A 21,479-nucleotide genomic window follows, 5' to 3' on the forward strand; every position below is an offset into this window, starting at 1 on the left:
GGCCAGCGACGCGGTCGCCGCGTGCGGGTTGGTCGCCTTCGAGTCGTCGACCCACGTGACGCCGTCGGCCGTCGCGACGTGCTCCGTCCGGTGGTGGTCGGCGCGGAAGCCCTGCACCGCGGCACGGGCACTCGGGCTCGACGTGCGGGCGACGACCGAGCTCCCGGTGGTGACGAGCGGGCGCTTCACCGGCAGGACCCCGGGCGGCTACGCCGAGCACCTCCGTCGTACCTACGGCGACGCGGGCTGACCCGCGCACGGTGGTCGCTCGACGCGCTCAGGCCACCGGGTAGTCGCAGTACGCGAACCAGCGCGAGTCCGGCGACCAGGGCGGCACGTTGACCGTCCCCTGACCGCCGTCGAGCGCGACGAGGGTCTCGGGCACGACGGCGATCCGTGCACCACGCGCCAGGACCCCGGGCAGCAGCCGCAGCTCGACCGGGTGGTCCGCGGGGTGCCCCTGCACGCCGGGCTCGTAGGACAGGTAGAGCAGGTGCGCGCCGTCCGGTGACAGGTGCGGGAACCAGTTCACACGGTCGTCGGCGGTGATCCGCACCGCGTCGCCCGCAGCACCGTCGGACGCAGCACCGTCGCCCACACCGCCGTCCCCCGCACCACCGCCGTCACCACCGAGCCGGAGCGACGCGAGCTGGGCGGTGCCCGGCGTGAAGCGCTCGGTGGTGAACAGGAGCGTCCGCCCGTCCGGCGTGATCGTGCAGCCGTCGTCCGGGTGTTCGTCGCGGGTCAGGAACGTCGTGGCCCCGGTCAGCGGGTCGACGAGGGCGACGTCGGTCGTCCAGACGCCCTCCGGTGTGCGCTCCCCGACGATCGCGGCGAGGGCCGAGCCGTCGGGGGCGATGCCGTGCAGGTAGTACTTCCGCACGACCGGGAGCACCGACGCGGTGTCGGTGATGCGCGTCGCCGATCCACCGTCGGGCAGCGGCACGCGGTACAGCTCGCCGTCCCGGGCGCTCACCACGACCGATCCCCCCGCGGGGTCGAGCACGTGGTCGTTGTTGATCTCGGCGACGCCGGGCATCGGCACCGGCACCAGCGCGGTCTCGTCGAGCACCGCCCCGCTCTGCCGGAGGAGCCAGAGGTCACCCCCGCCGTTGAGGACGATCGTGCCGTCGTGCAGCACGTTCGGCGCCTCGACCAGCAGTTCGCTCGACTCGAACACGAGTCGGCTCGTCCGTGAGGCCACGTCGTACACGTGCACCCGGCTGGTCTGTCCGGGCAGCAGCTGCCGCCCACGGGTCCCGGTCATGCTTCCATCCTGTCTGATCGATCGCGCTGCACACGTGACGAGACTCGGGCTGTGCGACGTCTCTCGGCCCGACGGCCGCGAGGAGTGTCGCCCAGCCCGAGTCTCGGGTCGGCAGGCGGGCCTGAGCGGCGCCTACTTCACCGCGCCCGCAGTCAGACCGGCCACGAACTGGCGCTGCACGATGAGGAACGCCACCACGACCGGGATGCTCACGACCAGGCTCGCCGCCATGATCTGGTTCCAGTACACGTTCGTCTGCGTGGAGTACTGCTGCAGACCCACCGCGAGCGTCGACCCGTTGCCGTTCGTCATCACCGAGGCGAAGAGGACCTCTCCCCACGCGGTCATGAACGAGTAGATGCCGACCGCCACCAGACCCGGACGGGCCGACGGCAGGATGACCCGGAACAGCGCGCCCATCGGGCCGGAGCCGTCCACCATCGCGGCCTCGTCGAGCTCGCGCGGGATGGTCTCGAAGTACCCTGCGAGCATCCAGATCGAGAACGGCAGCGTGAACGTCAGGTAGGTGATGATCAGGCCGAGCCACGACCCGACGAGCTGGATGCCGAGCGCGTTCCCGAGGTTCGTGAAGATGAGGAACAGCGGCAGCAGGAACAGCACGCCCGGGAACATCTGGGTCGAGAGCACCGCCGTGGTGAAGGTGCTCTTGCCCTTGAAGTTCCAGCGCGAGACACCGTACGCGGCGAACGTCGCGATGATCAGCGAGAACAGCGTCGCGACCGTGCAGACCACGAGCGAGTTGATGAAGTACTGCCCCAGCGGGACCGTCGTCCACATGTCGATGAACGGCTGGAACGTGATGTTCGTCGGGATCCACGTGAAGTCGTTCTGCACGTCACCGAGCGGCTTGATGGCCGTGGTGATCATGACGTAGAGCGGGACCACCGTGAACAGGGTCAGGAGGGCGAGGACGATGACCTTGAAGGACTTGGCGCCGACTGTCTCACGCACGGACGGACCTCCGGTTGGTCACGGCCAGGTAGATGCCCGTGACGATGAGCAGGAAGATGAGGAGCAGGACGCTCATCGCGGCCCCGGAGCCGAAGTTCCAGGTGATGAACGACGCGTTGTAGATGTGGAAGCTGAGCAGGTCGGCCGCCGGCGGTTGCGCGGTCGAACCGAAGAGCACGAACGGCGTGTTGAAGTCGTTGAACGTCCAGAGGAACATCACGAGCACGAGCGTCACGTTCACCGGTCGGACCATCGGCAGGGTGATCGAGCGCCACTGCCGGAAGGGCTTCGCGCCGTCGACCGAGGCAGCCTCGTACACGTCGTTCGGCACGGACTGCAGACCGGCCATGAGCATGAGGAACGCGAACGGCCAGGTCTTCCAGATCGCCACGACGACGACCGACACGAAGGCGTTCGACCCGATGAGCCAGAACGGTCCCTGTCCGCCGAACAGCCCGAGCTGGTCGACCAGGATGTGGTTGATCGCGCCGGAGTCGCGCTGGAACATGAACTTCCAGGTGATGATGCCGGCGTACATCGGCAGCGCGTACGGCACGAGGAAGAGCGTGCGGAAGAGCCCGCGGCCCTTGAACGGCTTCTGCAGCGCGACCGCGGCGGCCATGCCGAAGGTCCAGGAGAGCCCCACCACGAGCACCGTGAAGCCGGCGGTGATGAGGAACGAGTTGAGGACGCCCTTGCCGATCGCCTGGTCGAAGTCGATGACGACCGAGTAGTTCCGGAACCCCGCGAACGGAGCGGCACCCCAGTTCGCGATGAAGTACTTGGTGAGCTGGATGAACGAGATCCAGATGCCGACGAGCATCGGCACGATGTGGATGAGCAGCTCGAAGAGGATCGCCGGCGCGACGAGCGCGTACGGCAACCAGTGGCGCTTCGGCTTCCGACCCGGCTGCGGGCCCGACAGGGTCGGCGCCTTGGTGTGGGTCAGGTCGATGCGCTCGGAGTCGGGCAGGACCGAGGTGGTCATGGGTGGTGGCCTTCCGGCGAGGACGGGATCGGGTGCGTCGTCCACCGGGCCGTGGCAGCGGCCTGGAGGGACGACCAGCGTGAGCCGATCGGCTCACCCCCGGCGCGGGGCCGGGTGTGGAGGGGCGAGGCCCGGGACACGTCCTGCGGACGCGCCCCGGGCCTCCAGGCCGACTAGCCGACCGACTGCGAGACCTGGTCCTGCGCGGTCTGCAGCGCCGACTTGATGTCGCTGTCGGAGACCGTCGAACCGGTCGCGATCTTGGCGAACATGTCGTTCATCGCCTTGCCGACCGTGGACTCGAACTGGTCCTCGGCGGGCACCAGCGGGAGCGGCTTCGCCTTGTTGTTGTAGATGTCGAGGAACGTCTTGGTCTGCTCGTCGGTGACCGAGTCAGCAGCCGAGGCGAGCACCGGGAGGGCCGAGTACGGCTTGTCCAGCGTGGCCTGCGTGTCCTCGCTCGTCATGTACTTGACGAACTTGAGCGCGCCGTCCTTGTTCTTCGTGTTCTTGAAGACCGACAGGTTGATGCCGGCCGGGAAGGACGCGATGTCCTTGCCGTCCGCGGTCGTCGGGAAGGGGACGACACCGAACTGGTCGGCGGTCATGCCCTGCGACGTGATGGTGGCGTTCGCGTTGTTCTGCGTGAGGATCATCGCGGCCTTGCCGTTCGCGAAGTCCGACACCGCCTGCGTGCCGTTGTCGTACTGCGCGTTCGACGGGTTGACGACCTTGTCCGACTGCATCAGGTCGATGTAGCGCTTGATGCCGTCGACGTTCGCCTCGTCCGTGAAGGTCGGCTTGCCGTCCTTGTCGAACCACTCGCCGCCGTTCTGGGCGGAGGTGATGAAGGCGAAGTGCGCGTTCTCGGTGTACGACCCACCGGCGATGGTGAAGCCGTACTTGTCGCCCGAGGTGAGCTTCTTCGCGTCGGCGGTGAGGTCCTCCCAGGTGGTGGGTGCCTCGAGGCCGGCGTCCTTGAACATCTGCTTGTTGTAGTAGAGGCCGTACGCGAGGCCGTAGAGCGGGACGCTCGTGACGGTCTTGCCGGGCGCACCACCGGTGGAGAGCGCGACCTTGCCGAACTTGTCGGCGCCGCCGATGGCCTGCATCTCCGAGTCGCCGAACTCCTGGAAGGCGCCCGTGGCCTGGAGCGACGTCGCCCAGGTGTTGCCGATGTTGACCACGTCCGGGCCCTGGCCCGAGGTGACGGCGGTCTGGATCTTGTTCTGCAGGTCGTTCCAACCGATGACCTGGAGGTTCACCTTGATCCCGGTCTCCTTGGTGAACTTCTCGAGGACGGGGGTGAGCACCTCCTTGTCGTTCTGCAGGGACGTGCCCTGGTTGGACGCCCAGTAGGTGAGCGTCTTCGAGTCGCCGGACGAACCGGACGATCCCGAGGAGCAGGCTGCGAGGCCGGTCACGGTGAGTGCCGCGGCCGCGGTGATGGCCAGTGCGCGGATGGCAGTGCGCATGACTCTCTACTTTCTCGTCGTTGAGGTGGTGCAGGAGGTGGTGCGTGGTGCTGGTCGTGCTGTCGGGTGCTGCTGTGTGGTGCGGTGTCCCGCCCCTGGTCGACCTCGACCGGGAGCCGCGGGCCGTCAGGCCAGCGTGGACGCCGCGGGGTCCCAGCCCTCGGGGAGGGTCGGGGAGGGTGCGACGGTGCTCTCCACGAGCACGGTCTCACCACGTTCGGCTGCCTCGGCGATGGAGACCATCACGTCGAGGACGTGGAAGGCGAGGGCGCCGGGGACCCGGTTCTCCTCGCCGGCGCGGAGCGAGCGGGCCAGGTCGACCACGCCGGTGCCGCGCGAGTAGGTGGAGCCGACCGCCGGGATCGTCTCGGGCTCCTCGGCGCCGTGCGCGTAGAGCTCGGTGTCACCGTCGAAGTTGTTGGGGTCGGGGAACACGACCGTGCCCGTCTCCCCCGCGATCTCCACGAAGCCGGTGCGGCCGCGGTCGGACTCGAACGAGAAGACGCTCTGGGCGCTCCCGCCGGTCTCGAACTGGATCAGGGCGGAGTGGTTCGTCGGGACCTCGACGGGGAACTCGGTACCCGCCTTCGGGCCGGAGCCGATGGTCCGCGTGGCGCGGGCCTTCGACGCCGTGGCGGTGACCTTCGAGACCGGGCCGAACGCCTGCACGAGGGTGGTGATGTAGTACGGGCCGATGTCGAAGAGCGGACCAGCGCCGACCGCGAAGAGGAACTCGGGGCTCGGGTGCCACGACTCCGGGCCGGGGCTCTGGAAGAGCGTCAACCCGTTGAGCGGGGTGCCGATCCGGCCCTCGCGGACGGTGCGGAGCGCGGTCTGGAGCCCGGCGCCGAGGAAGGTGTCCGGAGCGACGCTCACCGTCTTCCCCGCAGCACGCGCCGCGTCGCGGAGCCGCGTCGCGCTCTCACGGTCCAGCGCGTAGGGCTTCTCGCCCCACACGTGCTTGCCGGCGGCGAGGACCTGCAGGGCGACCTCGACGTGCGCTGCGGGGATCGTCAGGTTGACGACGATCTCGATGTCGTCGTCGGCGAGCAGCTGCTCCACCGAGCCGGACCCGGCGACGCCCCACTTCTCGGCCTGGGCGGCGGCTCGCGGCTCGTCGATGTCGGCGATGAAGCGGACCTCGACGTCGGGGAAGACCGTGAGGTTCGACAGGTACTGGTCCGAGATGACGCCGGCGCCGATGACGCCCACGCCGACCGGGCCCGTGCGACGCGCGGTGTCCGCGGACGGGGTCGCGGTGGTGTCGGTGGTGCTCATGCGCGGACTCCCTGCAGGAATACGTAGGAGTCGGCGACGGCCTGGAAGACGTCCCCGTCGTGGTCGTCGAGCTCGACGACGTGCAGGGCGTCCGGCGCCGCGGCGACGATGTCGCGGATCGGCATGATGCCGTTCCCCACCGCGACCTGCCGCTTGTCGTCGTGCGATCCGTCGCCGTCCTTGACGTGCAGGAACTGCACCTTGTCGCCGTACTTGCCCAGGATGGCGACCGGGTCGTCACCGCCGACCGTCACCCAGTAGGTGTCGAGCTCGAGCACGACGTCGTCGGACAGCGCGTCGGCGAAGACCTCGTAGGCGCTCACGCCGTCGATGCGGTTCGAGAACTCGAACGCGTGGTTGTGGTACCCGAGCACGAGCCCGTGGTCGGCGGCGCGCGGCGCCAGGGCGCTGAGCTCGCGGGCGATCGCCTCGACGTCCTCGCGGGTGGTCCAGCGGGCCTCGTCGATGTGCGGGTCGATCAGGGTGCCGAGCCCGACCGTGACGCTGGCGTGGAAGATGCGCTCGAGGTCCTGCTCCCCCGCGTCCAGCAGACGGGCGTGGCCGCTCGGGACCTGCAGGCCGGCCGCGGCCAGGGCGTCGCGCAGCTCCTCGGCACGGTCGACGAACCCGAAGGCCTCGACGTTCGTGTACCCGATGGAGGCGATGCGCTGCAGCGTGCCCGGCAGGTCCGCCGAGAGGGCGTCACGCACGGTGTAGAGCTGGACCGACAGGGGTTGGGTCACCGGGGGTTCTCCTCGTCGAGATGGTGGATCGTCAGTGATCGAGCGTCACACTATGACCGCTTCTGTCGGCGGTCAAGCAAAAGTTGTGACATCGTCGACAGTCTTCGTTGCGTGGCGCGTTCGATGTGTGCTTCACTCCCGACATGGTCGACTTCACCCGGACGGCAGCGTCGCCTCCGGTCGGAGCGAGCGAGCTCTTCCAGATCCTCCGCGACGGCGTGCCGCGGACCCGGGCGGAGCTCGCCGCCCTGACGGGACTCGCACGCTCGACCATCGCCGTGCGCCTGGACGCCCTCGTCGACGTGGGCCTCGTGGGCCCCGTCGAGACCGCTGCGTCGACCGGTGGTCGGCCGCCGGCCCAGGTCGCCCTCGTCCCCCGCGCCCGCCTCGTCGTCGCCGCCGACCTCGGTGCCTCGCACGGACGGGTCGCCGTGACGGACCTCGTCGGTGCCCCGCTCGCGACGCGGGAGGCCGCGATCGACATCGCCGCCGGCCCGGTCCCGACCCTCACCTGGCTGGTCGAGACCGTCGACGCACTGCTCGACGAGGTCGGCCGCACCCGTGGCGACGTCGTCGCGATCGGCATCGGCGTCCCCGGTCCCGTCGAGTTCTCGACCGGCCGTCCGGCGAACCCGCCGATCATGCCCGGCTGGGACGGCTTCGACGTCCCCGGCTGGCTGCGCGGCCACCTGTCCGCGCACGTCCTGGTCGACAACGACGTGAACATCGCCGCGCTCGGGGAACGCGCGCACGGCTGGGCGGACGTCGACCACCTCCTCTTCGTCAAGGTGGCGACCGGCATCGGGTCGGGCATCGTCTCCGACGGGCAGCTCCGCCGCGGCGCACAGGGCACCGCTGGCGACATCGGTCACGTGCGGGTGTCGCGCGCCGGCGACGTGCCGTGCCACTGCGGCAACACCGGCTGCCTCGAGGCCGTCGCCTCGGGCCCGGCCATCGCACGCGCCCTTCGAGCGAAGGGTCACGACGTGCACACCAGCGGAGACGTCATCGCACTGGTCGAGCGCTCGGAGCTCGACGCGATCGGTGCCGTGCGGCAGGCCGGACGGGACATCGGCGAGGTGCTCGCCACGTGCGTCTCGCTCGTGAACCCGTCGGTGATCGCGCTCGGTGGCTCGATCACACGTGCCGGGGAGCACCTGCTCGCCGGCGTCCGCGAGGTCGTCTACGCCCGTTCGATGCCCCTCGCCACCGAGCACCTGGTGATCGCCCAGTCCCGGGCCGGGTCCGTCGCCGCGCTGCAGGGTGCAGCCGCGCTGGCCATCGGCTACGCGCTCTCCCCCGCCGGCGTCGACGAGCTCGTCGCCTACGCGGAGGGGCGGGCGCTCGTCTCCTGAACGCGGACGTCGCGCGCGTCGGTTCGCGCCCTGTCGGTCCGCGGGGTGAGAATCGTCGGGTGACGATCGTGCAGCCCACGCTGTGGGGCGACCTGGACCCCGGCCTGGAGGCCCTCCCCGCCTCCGCCACGCCGGCCTCGTCCGGCGCACGGTCGGCCGCACGCGACGCCGCTCCCGTCGGTCGGTCTGCCGCAGGTCCGCGCTCTGCGCCGGGCGTCCACGACGCGTTCACCGCGCTCCGCGGGCACACCGAGCGCATCGTGGCCCACTCGTCGGACCGGGTCGCGTGGCTCCGTGCCCGCGCGATGGGCATCACCGCGACCGACGTCGCACGGCTCGCGTCGCTCCGCGCGGTCGAGGCCGTCGTCGCCGAGAAGCGCTACGGCTCCCGGTTCTCGGGCAACGCCTGGACCGAGCACGGCAAGGACCGCGAGCCCGTGATCGCCGCCTGGGTCGCCGCCACCCACGGCATCGAACCGTCCGCGCACCTGTTCCACGCCAGCACGAACCGTGCGCACCTCGCCACGCCCGACGGAGTGGGCTGGGACGCCTCGCAGCGCCTCGTGCTCGCCGAGATCAAGACCACGGGCAAGGCCTGGCGGAGCATCCCCCGGCACTACCTGCGCCAGGTCTGGTGGCAGCAGTACGTCCTCGGCGCCGACCGCACGCTGTTCGTGTGGGAACGCCACGACGACTTCGTGCCCGTCGCCGACGAGCCGGAGTGCCGGTGGGTCGACCGCGACGACGACCAGATCCGCGGTCTCGTGCAGCTCGCCGACCTGGTGCTCGACAAGCTGCGGGCGTTCCGGGTCTAGTCCTTGCGGGTTCAGACCGTCACGGCACCTTCACCAGGCGGAGCCGGCTCATCCCCACCACGAGGATGCCCATCAGCCCGATGAAGACCGCGACGCCGAGGCAGTACAGGGCGACGACGAGGTAGCCCTGCGCCGGGTCGAGGAACGGGTACGGGACCCACCCGTCGGTGCCGCCGCGCACCAACACCACGACGAGCCACACGGCCGGGTAGACCAGGAACCACCACACGTGCCGGAGGAGCAGCCGCGCCCGGTCGGAGAACAGCAGCCAGTCGAGCACGGCGTACACCGGGATCCACTTGTGCAGGACGTCGTTCGACCACGGCACGGAGTTCGACACCGAGGCCCCGACGAGCAGGGTGTTGTAGACGACGCCCGTCGTGGCGATGTACACCGTCGCCGCCCCGCGGAAGCCGCTCAGCAGCAAGTCACCGCGCTTCCGGCGGGCCGCAGCGACGAGCGTCAGTGCGAACGCCACCGCGATGACGATGTTCGACTGGATGGTGAAGTAGCCGAAGAAGTTCCAGAACACGTACCCGGGCGTCCGGGACGTCACGAGCCACTGCGCGAGCACCGCGGCCACGACGGCGATCAGGGCGACGAGCCGGAGGGAGTTGACGAGGGTCCGCACGCTGCCACGCTATCGGGACAGGGCCCGGGACGCAGGAAGGCCCGCACCGGAGTCGGTGCGGGCCTTCCTGATCCGATCAGTCGATCAGATGGCGTTGACGTCGAGCGGGATGCCCGGACCGAAGGTCGTCGAGACGGCGCCCTTCATGATGTAGCGGCCCTTCGAAGCGGACGGCTTCAGGCGGACGATCTCCTCGAGCGCGGTCGAGATGTTCTCGTCGAGCTGCTCGGGCGTGAACGAGGCCTTGCCGACGACGAAGTGCACGTTGGCGTGCTTGTCGACGCGGAACTCGATCTTGCCGCCCTTGATGTCGTTGACGGCCTGCGCCACGTTCGGGGTCACGGTGCCGGTCTTCGGGTTCGGCATGAGGCCACGCGGGCCGAGCACCTTGCCGAGACGACCGACCTTGCCCATGAGCTCCGGGGTCGCGACGGCGGAGTCGAACGCGGTGTAGCCCTCGGCCACCTTCGCGATGAGCTCGTCGCCACCGACCTCGTCGGCACCGGCAGCGATGGCGGCCTCGGCCGCAGCGCCCACGGCGAAGACGATGACGCGGGCGGTCTTGCCCGTGCCGTGCGGCAGGATGACCGTGCCGCGGACCATCTGGTCGGCCTTCCGGGGGTCGACGCCGAGCTTCAGCGCGACCTCGACGGTGGAGTCGGTCTTCGCCGAGCCGGTCTCCTTCGCGAGGGCGACTGCCTCGGTCGGGGTGTAGAACTTGTCGGCCTCGATCTTCGCGGCCGCGGCCTGGTAGGCCTTGGACTTCTTCGCCATGGTGTTCTCCTCAGGAGCTACGTGGTTGACGAGCCGGCGAGGCTCTCCCACGGAAAGGGGTCGGGGTGTGTGGGGCGCTGAGGCTTACGCCTCGACCGTGATGCCCATCGAACGAGCGGTGCCGGCGATGATCTTCGCGGCCTGCTCGATGTCGTTGGCGTTCAGGTCGGCCTGCTTGGTCTCGGCGATCTGACGGACCTGGTCCATCGAGATCTTGGCGACCTTGACCGTGTGCGGGGTCGAGGACCCCTTCTGCACACCCGCAGCCTTCTTGATCAGCTCTGCGGCCGGCGGGGTCTTGAGGACGAACGTGAACGAACGGTCCTCGTAGACGGTGATCTCGACCGGCACGACGTTCCCGCGCTGCGACTCGGTCGCGGCGTTGTACGCCTTGCAGAACTCCATGATGTTCACGCCGTGCTGACCGAGCGCAGGACCGATCGGCGGGGCCGGGTTGGCGGCGCCCGCGTTGATCTGCAGCTTGATGAGGCCCGTGACCTTCTTCTTCGGTGCCATGTTGTGCTTCCTCCTGGAATCGAACGCACGGGGACCCGTGCACTCTCCCGCTGGCCCGGCGGATCCGGACCGCGGTGAAGCCCCGCATGCCACAGCACGCGGGGCCAAACCTCAGTAGCTTACTACAGCTTGGTGACCTGGTCGAAGCTGAGCTCGACCGGGGTCTCGCGCTCGAACAGCGAGACGAGGACGGTGAGCTTGCCGCTCTCCGGCTTGATCTCGGAGATCGAACCCGGCAGGCCCGCGAACGAGCCCTCCTTGATGGTGATCGTCTCGCCGATCTCGAAGTCGACCTCGGCCTGCGGCTGCGCCTGTGCGGCACCGCCGGACTTCGTGCCGCCCTTGGTGGGGGCGGCCTCGGCGACCTGGACGAGCGACTTCAGCATGCCGAACGCCTCGTCGAAGCGCAGCGGCGTCGGGTTGTGGGCGTTGCCGACGAAGCCGGTGACGCCGGGGGTGTGGCGGACGACGGACCACGAGTCCTCGTTGAGGTCCATGCGGACGAGCACGTACGAGGGGATCCGGACGCGGGTGACCAGCTTGCGCTGCCCGTTCTTGATCTCGACGACGTCCTCCATCGGGACCTCGACCTGGTAGATCGAGTCCTCCATCGACATCGAGATCATGCGGTTCTCGATGTTCGACTTCACGCGGCGCTCGAAGCCCGCGTAGGAGTGGATGACGTACCACTTGCCCGGCTTCATCCGCAGCTCGGCCTTGAAGGCGTCGTACGGGTCGACCTCGGCGGGCTCGTCGTCGGTCTCGTCGGCGTCGAGCGCCTCGTCCGCGGCGAGCGTCTCGTTCGCTTCGGCTGCGGAGGCGTCCTCGAGCTCGGTCACCTCCTCGTCCTCGACGGCCTCGACGGCTGCCTCGGCCTCGTCGGCGGAGTCGATCTCGAGCGCGTCGTCCACGACGGCGTCGGCCTCGGGGTCACGGGACTCGGCCAGCGCCGTGAGCGCCTCGTCGATGGAGGTGTCGACGGTTCCGTCGTCCGGCTCGTCGCTCAGCCCGAGGGAGTCGTCGTCCTCGTCCTCGACGGAGATCGCGCGCTCCTCGGCGGACTCGACCGATCGGCCCTCGGCGGTCTCGACGTCGCCTTCCTGGTTCTCCTCGACCTCGGAGGACTGCTCGGCAGCCGTGGCGAGGTCGATGTCGTCGCGGGAGTAGTCAGACACTGTCGATTCTTTCCGTTCGGTGGTGCGGATCGGGTGTTCGGCCGGAGCGGGTGCTCCCGTCGCCGTCTCGGGCGACCGTACTCCTGCCGGGTTCCGGTCTGGTGGACGGACGCGGAGCGACCGCTGTCGGACCGGCCACGCTCGGGCCGGCCCACGACGGATCAGACCGTCGGACCGTTGCCGAAGACGTAGCCGACGCCGAGTCCGAAGACGAAGTCGAGGATCGACACCAGGATCATCATCACGACGACGAACACGAGCACGACGCCGGTGTAGCTGAAGAGCTCCTTGCGGGTCGGTGTGACGACCTTGCGGAGCTCGCCGATGACCTGGCGGATGAAGAGGACGACGGCAGCGATCGGGCCACCACGCTGAGCACGGTCGGGCTTGGCCTTCGCGACGACGTCGTCCGTCGTCGTCTCCATGTCCTTGCTCGCCACCTTCACACCTTCCAGACTTGCAGGGCGGACAGGACTCGAACCTGCAACCTGCGGTTTTGGAGACCGCTGCTCTACCAATTGAGCCACCGCCCTGTAGGGGTCGGAACCCCTGGGCGCACGTTCCGTCACCGTTCCGTGCGCCGGTGGTCGAGTGTACGGGAGTCCGTCACACGCTGTCCACTCGGCCCCTCCTCCCGGCGTGCCGCCCCGGTAGGCTGGCGGCCGTGAGCACCGCAGCCCCCGGCCCCGAGTCCACCACCCCCGAGCACGCCAGGACCTCCGGCGAGTCCGTCTCCGTCGACGCGACCTCCGACCGTCCGCGCATCGCGTCGCGCATCGCCGCGATCGCCGAGTCCGCGACGCTCAAGGTCGATGCCAAGGCGAAGGCGCTCAAGGCCGCCGGTCGCCCGGTCATCTCGTTCGCCGCGGGCGAGCCCGACTTCGCCACGCCCCAGCACGTCGTGGAGGCGGCCGTCCTGGCCGTGCAGGACCCGGCGAACCACCGCTACACGCCCGCGACGGGCCTGCCCGAGCTCAAGCGCGCGATCGCCGAGAAGACCGCTCGCGAGTCCGGCATCACCGTCGACCCGTCGCAGGTCATCGTCACGAACGGCGGGAAGCAGGCCGTCTACCAGGCCTTCCAGACCGTCGTCGACGAGGGTGACGAGGTCCTCCTCCCCGCCCCGTACTGGACCACCTACCCCGAGGCGATCGCCCTGGCCGGCGGCACCCCGGTCGAGGTCTTCGCCGGCAGCGACCAGGACTACCTCGTCACGGTCGAGCAGCTCGAGGCCGCCCGCACCCCGAAGACCAAGGCGCTGCTCTTCTGCTCGCCCTCGAACCCCACCGGCTCGGTGTACTCGGCCGAGCAGACGAAGGCCATCGGCGAGTGGGCGCTCGAGCACGGCATCTGGGTGATCAGCGACGAGATCTACCAGGACCTGGTCTACGACGACGTCGCCTTCACGGGCATCCTCGACGCGGTACCGGCCCTGGCCGACACCACGATCCTCGTCAACGGCGTCGCGAAGACGTACGCCATGACCGGGTGGCGCGTCGGGTGGTTCATCGGCCCGGCCGATGCCGTGAAGGCCGCGTCGAACCTGCAGTCACACCTGTCGTCGAACGTCGCGAACGTGTCGCAGCGCGCAGCGATCGCGGCGCTCACCGGCCCGCAGGAGCCGGTCGCGGCGATGCGCGAGGCGTTCGACCGCCGCCGCCGCACGATCGTCGAGGGGCTCAACGCCATCCCAGGCTTCGTCACCCCGACCCCCAAGGGCGCCTTCTACGTCTACCCCGACGTCACGGCGCTCCTCGGCCGCGAGTGGGCGGGCTCGACCCCGACGACGACGCTCGAGCTCGCCGACCTGATCCTCGAGCACGCCGAGGTCGCGGTCGTCCCGGGCGAGGCCTTCGGCCCCTCCGGCTACATCCGGATGTCATACGCGCTGGGCGACGACGACATCGCCGAGGGCGTCCGCCGCCTCGCGGAGTTCTTCTCGGCGTAGACCCCCCGCACCACGCAACGTGGGCGGTTCCGCGCAGCGCTGTACCGCTGCGCGGGACCGCCCACGTTGCGTTCCGCGGGACCGTGACGATCGGCCGGGAGGCGCGGCGTGCGTGCGCCGGTCAGCTCGCGGCGAGCAGGTCCCCCACCACGACCGGCTCCGGCACGAGCGAGACCCCGAAGCGGTTCAGGACGGTCACCTGGACGTACCGCGCGAGCTCGGCGACCTGGGCGGCGGTCGCCCCGCCACGGTTCGTCAGCGCGAGGGTGTGCTTCGACGAGATGGCGGCGTGCGACCCGGGGACCGCGTACCCGCGGTGGACCCCCGCGTGCTCGATGAGCCAGGCGGCGCTGAGCTTGACGTCCTCGCCCGCCGGCCAACGAGGGGCCTCGGCGGGGAGTGTCTCGGCGAACGCGGCCGACACGATCGGGTTGGTGAAGAACGAACCCGCGCTCCAGGTGTCCGGATCGGCGTCGTCGAGCACCATGCCCTTCGAGGCGCGGAGCCGCAGGACCGTCTCGCGGATCGTCATCGGGTCGACCGGGGTGCCGAGGTCGACGCCGAGCGATCCGGCGAGCTGGGCGTACCGGACCGGAACCCCCTGGTCGACGGTCGTGCCGAGGCGGAACTCCACCGTGAGCACCACGCCCCGACGTCCGTGCTTGAGCGTCGAGGTGCGGTAGCCGAGCGCCAGCTCGGCTGCGTCCACCCACGCGCGCTCCCCCGTCGACGCGTCGAGGAACTCGACCCGGGTGAGCACGTCGGAGAGCTCGACCCCGTAGGCGCCGATGTTCTGCACCGGGGAGGCACCGACCGTGCCCGGGATGCCGCTGAGCGCCTCCAGGCCGGTCCAACCGTTCTCGACGGTCGTCGCCACGAACCGGTCCCACGGTTCACCGGCCGCGACGCGGACGGTGACGCCGTCCGCGTCGGGCTCGGCGTCCACGCCGTGCGTGCGGACCAGCACGACGGTACCGGCGAAGCCCTCGTCGGCGACGAGCAGGTTGCTGCCGCCGCCGACGACGAGCCACTCGTCGTCCTGCCACGCGGTCTCCGCGTGCGCGACGAGCTCGTCGGTCGTGTCGGCGACCAGGAGGGTCGCCGCAGGGCCACCCACCCGGAACGTCGTGAGGTCGGCCAGTCGCGTCGCCACGGTCAGCGGAACACCACCGTGACCTGCGCCTTGCCGAGCACGGTCTGCCCGGCGGCGGTCACGGTGAGGTCGATGCGCTGCGGACGGCCCTGGTCGTCGACGGTGCCGACCTTCGCGACCACGCCGACGGTCGCGCCCTGTTCCGGGTCGACGACGACCGGGCGGGTGAAGCGGACGCCGTAGCGCTCGACCCAGCCGCGGTCGCCGAGCCACTCGGAGACGGGCTGGACGGCGAGGCCCATCGTGAGCATGCCGTGCGCGAGCACCCCGGGCAGGCCGACCGACGCTGCGACGTCGTCGCGGTAGTGGATCGGGTTGAAGTCGCCGGAGGCTCCGGCGTAGCGGACGAGCGCGTCGCGGGTCAGGTGGACCTCGCGCTCGGCGACGACGGTGCCGACCTCGAGCGCGGTGGCGGGTGCGGTGGTCATGCGTCGTCTCCTCGGACCACGAGGGTGGAGGTCGCCGTGACGACGTGCTCCCCCGAGGCGTCCTGCATCGTGCTCTCCGCCGTCACCATGGCGTTGCCGCCCAGGGTCTTGACGCTGGTGACGGTGAGCGTGGCGGTCAGCTCGTCGCCGGCCACGATCGGCCGGTCGTAGGTGAAGGACTGCTCGCCGTGCACGACACGGGAGAAGTCGATGCCGGCGTCCGGCTCGGCCAGGAGCTGGGCGAGCGTGGCCTCCTGCACGACCACGGCGAAGGTCGGCGGTGCGACGACGTCGGCGTACCCGGCGGCGCGGGCGGCGTCGGGCTCGTGGTGGATCGGGTTCGTCGCGAACACGGCGCGGGAGAACTCGCGCACCTTCTCGCGACCGACCAGGTAGGGCTGGGCCGGCGGGAACGTCCTGCCGACGAGCTCGGGGTTCACTGACACGGGTGCGAGTCTACCGAGCACCCGCGACACGCTCCCGTTCCATGAGCTTGCATCGGTTAGGCTCGGCCCACGGCGTCCGGGGGGACACCGAGAGCACGACTCCGGGGACGGGGAGGGACGCATGGAGCACACGACCGAGTACGCGGTCCACACGGGTGACCGCTGCACCGCGATGGAGGTCGCCGGCGCGGCGCTCCGTCAGGCCGGACACCGGGTCGAGTCGACGGGTGGCACGATCACCGCGACGACCGGCAACCGGCTGCTGACGATCCTGCTCGGTGCGCTCGTGCACCCGTCGCGGGAGTTCCGGCGGTACGAGCTCTCGACGACCGTCACGGGGACGTCGACCACGATCACGCTCCGCCACGCGCAGCACGGCACGGCGGTGTCCGGTGGGGGCATCGGGGCGGGGCGCCGTCGCAGCGCGTGGCAGCAGGTGGAGGCGACGCTGGAGCGAGCGCTCCGCGCCGCGGGCGTGCTCGCCACTCCCCCGCGCTGAGGTTCGGGCGTACCTGGTCGGATCGGGCGTTCCAGGCCGGAACGGGCGTACCTGGTCCGGCGGAACGACCAGGCATGCCCGATCACGCCAGGTACACCGCCTGTTATGGGAAGGATCGGGCGGTCCGACCGCGCTGCACGTCGAGCGCCGACGAGCCCGATGGTGCCCTGGCCCGGACCGCGCGCTGCCCGGGTGTCACGGTGGGCCCGGGATCACGGTGGCCCCGGGAACGACCAAAGCCCGGCGACCTGGCCGCCGGGCCTGTGGTAGCGAGGACGGGACTTGAACCCGTGACCCCACGATTATGAGTCGTGTGCTCTAACCAACTGAGCTACCCCGCCGGAGATCCGGAGCAACAACAGCTCCGGGTCGGAGCCCCGAGTCAGGATTGAACTGACGACCCCTTCCTTACCATGGAAGTGCTCTACCACTGAGCTATCGGGGCGAGTGCCGCTCGGCGGCACCAGACGAGCGTAGCAGACGAGCGGCGGTGCTCGGGAACCGGCCGTGACGCCCGGGCGTGCCGCCGCTCCTCCGCTAGTTCGCGTTCGCGCGGAGCCAGGCCAGCGGGTCCACGGGGACCCCACCGACGTGGATCTCGAGGTGCAGGTGGGGCCCGGTCGAGTTGCCGGTCGAGCCGACCTCGCCGAGCTCGTCACCGACGGCGACCTCCTGCCCGGTGACGACCTTGAACGTGCCGTCCTTCATGTGTCCGTAGACGCTGACGAACTGCTTGCCGTCGACGTCGTGCTGCACCCAGACGTCGTTGCCGAACCCGCCGTCGTGCGCCTGCACCTTGATGACGGTGCCCGCGGCGACGGACCGGATCGGCGTGCCCTCGCCGGGGGCGAAGTCGACGCCCATGTGGTTCGTCGAGCAGAACGAGCAGCCCTCGACCTGACGACCGCCGAAGCCCGAGGTGATCGGGACGCCGGTCAGGAACGGCCACTGGATCGAGCCGTTCGGGTCGTTCGAGAAGCTCGACGCGTCGACGTTCTTGTACTGCGTCGCCGCCGTGACCGAGTACTGGTCACGGGTGGTCTCCGCGTCCGCGGCACCGTCGCCCACGCTGAGCGACTGGCCGTCGCCCGCGGCGGTGGTCCGGGCCGTGGTGGTGTCCGCCGGCGGGACCCAGAGGGCCTGTGCCGGCAGCGAGGTCGAGACGACCAGCCCGGCGGCGAAGAGCAGCGCCCCCACGGCGGTGACGCGGGAGGCGTTCCGACGGAAGGCGTCCCCGCGGCGGCTCGGGGCCGGGGTGACAGTTGCGGTCGCACCGCCGATGTGGCGGGTCGCGCGGTCGACACGGACGGCCGGGGTCGACCGACGCGCACGCGGAGTCCGAGCGGGCGTGGACCGTCGCACCTCGGCGGGACGGACCGTCTCCACGACGGGGGTGGGTGTCCGAGCGGCGTGGACCATCGGCGCGACGTCCGGTGAGGCGGGGGCCGGCGGCGTGACCGCACCCGCGGACGGCGCGGGCAGGACCGGCGAGGCCGGGGCGAAGTCGATCGGGGAGGCCGGGGCGGCGGGCGTCACCGGGGCGACGATCTCGTCGGACGACGGCGCGACCACCGGGGACTGCCGAGCCGTCGAGGGACGCGGGGGCACCGTCGCAGCGGCACGACGCTCGGCCTCGATGCGGGCGCGTCGCGTCAGGTGCACGACCGGTTCGGTCGCGGTCTCGGAGCGGGTGGGCGTCGGCACGGTCGGCTGGGAGGCGTGGGGCATGTGTTCGGGGCTGATCCTGATCGGGGCACGGGGCGCTCGTTGGTAACGAGCAGGTAACGGGACTGCAGCACGCTAGCAGGGGCGGTCCCGCGCCGCCAGTCGCGTGCACGACCGTGCAGTCCGCGCAGCCCGCGCAGCACCGCTCCGACCCGCGGTCAGTCGGCGAGCACCTCGGCCTCGAGCCCGCGCACGAGGGCCTCGAGCTGGTCCGCCACCGCCGGCGCGGCGAACAGGAACGACCGCGTGCCGCCGGCCTCCCAGATCCGGACGGACGCCCCGGCCTCGGCGGCGACGAGCGAACCGGCTGCCATGTCCCACGGGTTGATGCCGCGCTCGTAGTAGGCGTCCACCGTTCCGGCCCCGACCGCGCAGCAGTCGAGCGACGCAGCTCCCGCGCGCCGGACGTCCCGCACCTCCCCGATCAGCCCGGCGAGCACCGCGACCTGCTCACGACGGCGGTCGGCGGTGTAGCCGAACCCCGTCGCGACGAGCGTCTCGGCGAGCGATGCCGGCGTCGACACCCGGAGCGGGATCCCGTCGCGCGTCGCGCCCTCGCCGGCCACCGCGCGCCACACCGTGCCGGTCGCCGGTGCCACGACGATCCCCGCGAGCGCCTCCCACTGCGTCGGGTCCGCACTCCCCCGGACCACGCCGATGCTCACCCCGTACTGCTCGCTGCCGTACAGGTAGTTGACCGTGCCGTCGATCGGGTCGACCACCCACGTGATGCCCGTCGACCCGGCACCGGAGCCGGACTCCTCGCCGTGGAAGCCGTCGTCGGGTCGCGCTTCGGCGATCCGGGTGCGGACGAGGTCCTCGACCTCGCGATCGGCAGCCGTGACGACGTCGACGATGCTCGACTTCCGGTCGGCGACCTCGACGCCCTCCGCACGTCGGCGTGCTGCGAGCGCAGCGGCCTCGCGGGCGATCGACTCGGCGAGGTCGGCGAACTGGGCGGGGGTGAGCGTGTCGGGCATGCACCCCAGCCTGCCGGATCGCGACCAGGAAGGACGCCAGCCCACCATCGGCACAGCACGGACCCCAGGTTCGACAGACCCCGGGAACGGCGACAGCCCCGTCCGTGGTGGACGGGGCTGCTCGATGTGGCAAGTGAGGGATTCGAACCCCCGAAGGCTACGCCGGCTGATTTACAGTCAGATCCCTTTGGCCGCTTGGGTAACTTGCCGTGTGCGCACCCGGCCGGTGTGGTCACCAACCGAAGGCGCGCTGAAGAGCATACCGGACTCCGGAGGGTGCTCGTGACCACCGAACCGGCACCCCGCCACGCAGTTAGGCTGTGCGGCATGGCAGACAGTTCCTTCGACGTGGTCAGCAAGGTCGACAAGATGGAGGCGGAGAACGCCCTCAACCAGGCCGCCAAGGAGATCGAGCAGCGGTACGACTTCAAGGGCGCTGACGCGTCGATCGCGTTCAGCGGCGAGGACGTCCTCATCAAGGCGAACTCCGAGGAACGAGCCAAGGCCGTCCTCGACGTGCTGCAGAGCAAGGCGATCAAGCGGAACATCTCGCTGAAGAGCCTCGACGCCGGCGACCCCTACCCCTCGGGCAAGGAGTACCGCATCGAGGTGAAGTTCAAGAACGGCATCGAGCAGGACGTCGCGAAGAAGATCGGCGCGTTCCTCCGCGCGAACGCCCCGAAGACCGTGAAGAACCAGATCCAGGGTGACGAGCTCCGCGTCTCCTCGAAGAGCCGCGACGACCTGCAGAACACGATCCAGCTCCTCAAGGGTGAAGAGTTCGACGTGCCGCTGCAGTTCATCAACTTCCGCTAGCGCCGCACCCCGTGGAGCACTGGCTCGGCGTCGCGGTCACCGTCCTCCTGGTCCTGCTGGACCTGGCGATCCGCGTCTTCTCGATCATCTACGTCCCGTACAACCGGAAGCCGCAGACCGCGACGGCCTGGTTGCTCGCGATCTTCCTGATCCCGTACATCGGGTTCGTCGTCTTCCTGGTCATCGGGTCGACGAAGCTGCCGAAGGCCCGTCGCGAGAAGCAGACGGAGATCAACGCGTACATCCTCGAGCAGACCGAGGGCATCGAGCGCGTGCGCCGCGACCACCCGTGGCCGCCGTGGCTCGAGAGCGTGACGAAGCTGAACCGTGAGCTCGGCGCCATGCCGCTCGTCGGCGGCAACTCCGCCGAGCTCTACCCCGACTCGTACGAGTCGGTGCAGGAGATGACCCGCGCGATCGACCAGTCGCGGCGCTTCGTGCACGTCGAGTTCTACATCGCGACGCTCGACGACACGACCCGGCCGTACTTCGAGGCCCTCGCCCGGGCGCAGGCCCGCGGCGTGACGGTCCGGTTCCTGCTCGACCACTGGGCGAGCCGTGGGTACCCGGGCTACAAGGACACGCTCGCCTTCCTCGACCGCGCGAACATCGAGTGGCACCTCATGCTCCCGCTGCAGCCGCTGCAGGGGAAGTTCCAGCGCCCCGACCTCCGCAACCACCGGAAGATCATGGTGATCGACGGGTCGGTCGCCTTCACCGGGTCGCAGAACCTGATCGATCCGTCGTACGACCTGAAGTCGCACATCGAGAAGGGCATGGTCTACAAGGACCTGTTCGCCCGGTTCGAGGGGCCGGTCGTCGCCGGGCTCAACGCCCTGTTCGTGACCGACTGGTACAGCGAGACCGACGAACTCCTGCTCCGCGAGAGCGACCCGGTGCAGCGCGCCGACCGCGGCGACGCGCTCGACTGCCAGGTCGTGCCGTCCGGGCCCGGCTTCGACGGCGAGAACAACCTGCGCCTCTTCAACGCCCTGCTCTACGCGGCCCAGGAGAAGGTGTCGATCACCTCCCCCTACTTCGTGCCGGACGACTCGATGCGCTACGCCATCACGACGACCGCCCAGCGCGGGGTCGAGGTCGAGCTCTTCGTCGGCGAGATGGGAGACCACGCGATGACGTGGCACGCGCAGCGGTCCTACTACGAGGAGCTCCTGCGCGCCGGCGTCCGTATCTGGCTGTACCGGGCCCCGACGATCCTGCACGCGAAGCACTTCACCATCGACGACGACGTGTCCGTCATCGGGTCGAGCAACATGGACATGCGGTCCTTCAGCCTGAACCTCGAGGTCTCCGTCATGGTGCGCGGCAAGCGCTTCGTCGACGCGCTGCGCGGCGTGCAGGACGCGTACAAGGACGCGTCCTTCGAGCTCACGCTGGACGCGTGGCTCGAGCGCCCGCGCCGGTCGCAGGTCCTCGACAACGTCGCGCGGCTCACCGCCGCCCTGCAGTAGGACCCTGCCGGGAGGCGCGGCGA

Annotated in this window: 22 protein-coding genes, 4 tRNA genes and 1 pseudogene; 6 read left to right on the forward strand and 21 right to left on the reverse strand. The window is 70.2% G+C overall.

The genetic code is table 11. The features are described 5' to 3' along the window. The 7 genes and pseudogenes from D8M35_RS07375 to D8M35_RS07405 all read right to left on the reverse strand — a co-directional run. A pseudogene (locus tag D8M35_RS07375) lies at positions 1-93 on the reverse strand (glutamate ligase domain-containing protein); the annotation flags it as partial. A 184-nt stretch (positions 94-277) separates the two neighbouring features. Next, entirely contained in the window at positions 278-1,267 is a 990-nt protein-coding gene (locus D8M35_RS07380; protein WP_126891265.1) for a PD40 domain-containing protein, read from the reverse strand. A gap of 132 nt (positions 1,268-1,399) precedes the next feature. Continuing rightward, positions 1,400-2,239 carry a carbohydrate ABC transporter permease gene (locus D8M35_RS07385; RefSeq protein ID WP_126891266.1) on the reverse strand — a complete coding sequence of 280 codons (840 nt, stop codon included), beginning with the start codon at positions 2,237-2,239 and terminating at the stop codon, positions 1,400-1,402. Then, complete coding sequence (locus tag D8M35_RS07390) at positions 2,232-3,227, reverse strand: carbohydrate ABC transporter permease (RefSeq protein ID WP_174234712.1); 996 nt, start codon at positions 3,225-3,227, stop codon at positions 2,232-2,234. Before D8M35_RS07390 ends, D8M35_RS07385 begins: the two co-directional genes overlap by 8 nt. Positions 3,228-3,400: 173 nt before the next feature. After that, positions 3,401-4,702 (reverse strand): ABC transporter substrate-binding protein, encoded by a 1,302-nt coding sequence (locus D8M35_RS07395; RefSeq protein WP_126891267.1) that lies wholly within the window; start codon positions 4,700-4,702, stop codon positions 3,401-3,403. A 126-nt stretch (positions 4,703-4,828) separates the two neighbouring features. After that, complete coding sequence (locus D8M35_RS07400; RefSeq protein ID WP_126891268.1) at positions 4,829-5,980, reverse strand: Gfo/Idh/MocA family protein; 1,152 nt, start codon at positions 5,978-5,980, stop codon at positions 4,829-4,831. After that, positions 5,977-6,723, reverse strand: coding sequence for a sugar phosphate isomerase/epimerase (locus D8M35_RS07405; protein ID WP_126891269.1), 747 nt, complete (start codon positions 6,721-6,723; stop codon positions 5,977-5,979). The genes D8M35_RS07400 and D8M35_RS07405 overlap by 4 nt, the downstream gene beginning before the upstream one ends. 143 nt (positions 6,724-6,866) lie before the next feature. On the opposite strand from D8M35_RS07405, the gene D8M35_RS07410 reads away from it, so the two are divergent. Both D8M35_RS07410 and D8M35_RS07415 read left to right on the forward strand, forming a co-directional pair. Then, positions 6,867-8,078, forward strand: a complete 1,212-nt coding sequence (locus tag D8M35_RS07410; RefSeq protein WP_126891270.1) for an ROK family transcriptional regulator — start codon at positions 6,867-6,869, stop codon at positions 8,076-8,078. Positions 8,079-8,137: 59 nt separating this feature from the next. Then, a complete protein-coding gene (locus D8M35_RS07415; protein WP_126891271.1) occupies positions 8,138-8,893 on the forward strand; it encodes a YqaJ viral recombinase family protein in 756 nt (251 codons plus the stop codon). A gap of 19 nt (positions 8,894-8,912) precedes the next feature. On the opposite strand, the gene D8M35_RS07420 is transcribed toward D8M35_RS07415, so the two are convergent. From D8M35_RS07420 to D8M35_RS07445, 6 genes are all read right to left on the reverse strand, one after another. Further along, the gene (locus D8M35_RS07420; RefSeq protein ID WP_126891272.1) at positions 8,913-9,524 is read right to left on the reverse strand and encodes a Pr6Pr family membrane protein; all 612 of its coding nucleotides are present in this window, start codon (positions 9,522-9,524) and stop codon (positions 8,913-8,915) included. Positions 9,525-9,608: 84 nt separating this feature from the next. Then, a complete protein-coding gene (rplA, locus tag D8M35_RS07425; protein WP_126891273.1) occupies positions 9,609-10,298 on the reverse strand; it encodes a 50S ribosomal protein L1 in 690 nt (229 codons plus the stop codon). Between the two features lie 84 nt (positions 10,299-10,382). Continuing rightward, positions 10,383-10,814 carry a 50S ribosomal protein L11 gene (gene rplK / locus D8M35_RS07430; protein WP_017888638.1) on the reverse strand — a complete coding sequence of 144 codons (432 nt, stop codon included), beginning with the start codon at positions 10,812-10,814 and terminating at the stop codon, positions 10,383-10,385. Between the two features lie 122 nt (positions 10,815-10,936). Continuing rightward, positions 10,937-11,989, reverse strand: a complete 1,053-nt coding sequence (gene nusG, locus D8M35_RS07435) for a transcription termination/antitermination protein NusG (RefSeq protein ID WP_126891274.1) — start codon at positions 11,987-11,989, stop codon at positions 10,937-10,939. 161 nt (positions 11,990-12,150) lie between these two features. Continuing rightward, the gene (secE, locus tag D8M35_RS07440; protein WP_126891275.1) at positions 12,151-12,429 is read right to left on the reverse strand and encodes a preprotein translocase subunit SecE; all 279 of its coding nucleotides are present in this window, start codon (positions 12,427-12,429) and stop codon (positions 12,151-12,153) included. A gap of 20 nt (positions 12,430-12,449) precedes the next feature. Continuing rightward, a tRNA-Trp gene (locus tag D8M35_RS07445) sits at positions 12,450-12,522 on the reverse strand. Positions 12,523-12,752: 230 nt separating this feature from the next. Between D8M35_RS07445 and D8M35_RS07450 the strand changes: the two genes are divergently transcribed. Further along, on the forward strand, positions 12,753-13,937 hold the full coding sequence (locus tag D8M35_RS07450) for a pyridoxal phosphate-dependent aminotransferase (protein ID WP_126891293.1): 1,185 nt from the start codon (positions 12,753-12,755) through the stop codon (positions 13,935-13,937). A 121-nt stretch (positions 13,938-14,058) separates the two neighbouring features. Here D8M35_RS07450 and D8M35_RS07455 read toward each other — a convergent pair whose 3' ends face one another. Genes D8M35_RS07455 through D8M35_RS07465 form a run of 3 tightly spaced genes read right to left on the reverse strand, consistent with a single transcriptional unit; the run spans position 14,059 to position 15,964 of the window. Then, the gene (locus D8M35_RS07455; protein WP_126891294.1) at positions 14,059-15,096 is read right to left on the reverse strand and encodes a UDP-N-acetylmuramate dehydrogenase; all 1,038 of its coding nucleotides are present in this window, start codon (positions 15,094-15,096) and stop codon (positions 14,059-14,061) included. Next, positions 15,093-15,518, reverse strand: coding sequence for a MaoC/PaaZ C-terminal domain-containing protein (locus D8M35_RS07460; protein WP_126891276.1), 426 nt, complete (start codon positions 15,516-15,518; stop codon positions 15,093-15,095). The genes D8M35_RS07455 and D8M35_RS07460 overlap by 4 nt, the downstream gene beginning before the upstream one ends. Continuing rightward, positions 15,515-15,964, reverse strand: a complete 450-nt coding sequence (locus tag D8M35_RS07465) for a MaoC family dehydratase N-terminal domain-containing protein (protein ID WP_126891277.1) — start codon at positions 15,962-15,964, stop codon at positions 15,515-15,517. The genes D8M35_RS07460 and D8M35_RS07465 overlap by 4 nt, the downstream gene beginning before the upstream one ends. A 121-nt stretch (positions 15,965-16,085) precedes the next feature. Between D8M35_RS07465 and D8M35_RS07470 the strand changes: the two genes are divergently transcribed. Next, positions 16,086-16,463: a hypothetical protein gene (locus D8M35_RS07470; protein WP_126891278.1), complete on the forward strand. Its 378-nt coding sequence runs from the start codon at positions 16,086-16,088 to the stop codon at positions 16,461-16,463. Between the two features lie 264 nt (positions 16,464-16,727). Here D8M35_RS07470 and D8M35_RS07475 read toward each other — a convergent pair. The 5 genes from D8M35_RS07475 to D8M35_RS07495 form a co-directional block, all read right to left on the reverse strand. Continuing rightward, positions 16,728-16,804, reverse strand: a tRNA-Met gene (locus D8M35_RS07475). A gap of 32 nt (positions 16,805-16,836) precedes the next feature. Then, a tRNA-Thr gene (locus D8M35_RS07480) sits at positions 16,837-16,908 on the reverse strand. A gap of 92 nt (positions 16,909-17,000) precedes the next feature. Continuing rightward, complete coding sequence (locus D8M35_RS07485; protein ID WP_126891279.1) at positions 17,001-18,191, reverse strand: M23 family metallopeptidase; 1,191 nt, start codon at positions 18,189-18,191, stop codon at positions 17,001-17,003. A 155-nt stretch (positions 18,192-18,346) separates the two neighbouring features. Further along, entirely contained in the window at positions 18,347-19,168 is an 822-nt protein-coding gene (locus tag D8M35_RS07490) for an inositol monophosphatase family protein (RefSeq protein ID WP_126891280.1), read from the reverse strand. A gap of 127 nt (positions 19,169-19,295) precedes the next feature. Then, positions 19,296-19,377 (reverse strand) — tRNA-Tyr (locus D8M35_RS07495). 118 nt (positions 19,378-19,495) lie between these two features. Here D8M35_RS07495 and D8M35_RS07500 point away from each other — a divergent pair. Both D8M35_RS07500 and cls read left to right on the forward strand, forming a co-directional pair. Continuing rightward, complete coding sequence (locus tag D8M35_RS07500; protein WP_069712130.1) at positions 19,496-19,984, forward strand: YajQ family cyclic di-GMP-binding protein; 489 nt, start codon at positions 19,496-19,498, stop codon at positions 19,982-19,984. Between the two features lie 11 nt (positions 19,985-19,995). Then, positions 19,996-21,456, forward strand: a complete 1,461-nt coding sequence (gene cls / locus D8M35_RS07505; RefSeq protein WP_126891281.1) for a cardiolipin synthase — start codon at positions 19,996-19,998, stop codon at positions 21,454-21,456. Positions 21,457-21,479: the final 23 nt, after the last annotated feature.

Origin of the sequence: Curtobacterium sp. HSID17257 (assembly GCF_003989515.1) — a bacterium.
GTDB lineage: Bacteria > Actinomycetota > Actinomycetes > Actinomycetales > Microbacteriaceae > Curtobacterium.

Coding starts and splice junctions, on each gene's coding strand:
- D8M35_RS07380 (WP_126891265.1), bottom strand. CDS start 1,267: ATGACCGGGACCCGTGGGCGGCAGCTGCTGCCCGGACAGACCAGCCGG.
- D8M35_RS07390 (WP_174234712.1), bottom strand. CDS start 3,227: ATGACCACCTCGGTCCTGCCCGACTCCGAGCGCATCGACCTGACCCAC.
- D8M35_RS07395 (WP_126891267.1), bottom strand. CDS start 4,702: ATGCGCACTGCCATCCGCGCACTGGCCATCACCGCGGCCGCGGCACTC.
- D8M35_RS07400 (WP_126891268.1), bottom strand. CDS start 5,980: ATGAGCACCACCGACACCACCGCGACCCCGTCCGCGGACACCGCGCGT.
- D8M35_RS07410 (WP_126891270.1), top strand. CDS start 6,867: ATGGTCGACTTCACCCGGACGGCAGCGTCGCCTCCGGTCGGAGCGAGC.
- rplA (WP_126891273.1), bottom strand. CDS start 10,298: ATGGCGAAGAAGTCCAAGGCCTACCAGGCCGCGGCCGCGAAGATCGAG.
- rplK (WP_017888638.1), bottom strand. CDS start 10,814: ATGGCACCGAAGAAGAAGGTCACGGGCCTCATCAAGCTGCAGATCAAC.
- D8M35_RS07460 (WP_126891276.1), bottom strand. CDS start 15,518: ATGACCACCGCACCCGCCACCGCGCTCGAGGTCGGCACCGTCGTCGCC.
- D8M35_RS07470 (WP_126891278.1), top strand. CDS start 16,086: ATGGAGCACACGACCGAGTACGCGGTCCACACGGGTGACCGCTGCACC.
- D8M35_RS07485 (WP_126891279.1), bottom strand. CDS start 18,191: ATGCCCCACGCCTCCCAGCCGACCGTGCCGACGCCCACCCGCTCCGAG.
- D8M35_RS07490 (WP_126891280.1), bottom strand. CDS start 19,168: ATGCCCGACACGCTCACCCCCGCCCAGTTCGCCGACCTCGCCGAGTCG.
- D8M35_RS07500 (WP_069712130.1), top strand. CDS start 19,496: ATGGCAGACAGTTCCTTCGACGTGGTCAGCAAGGTCGACAAGATGGAG.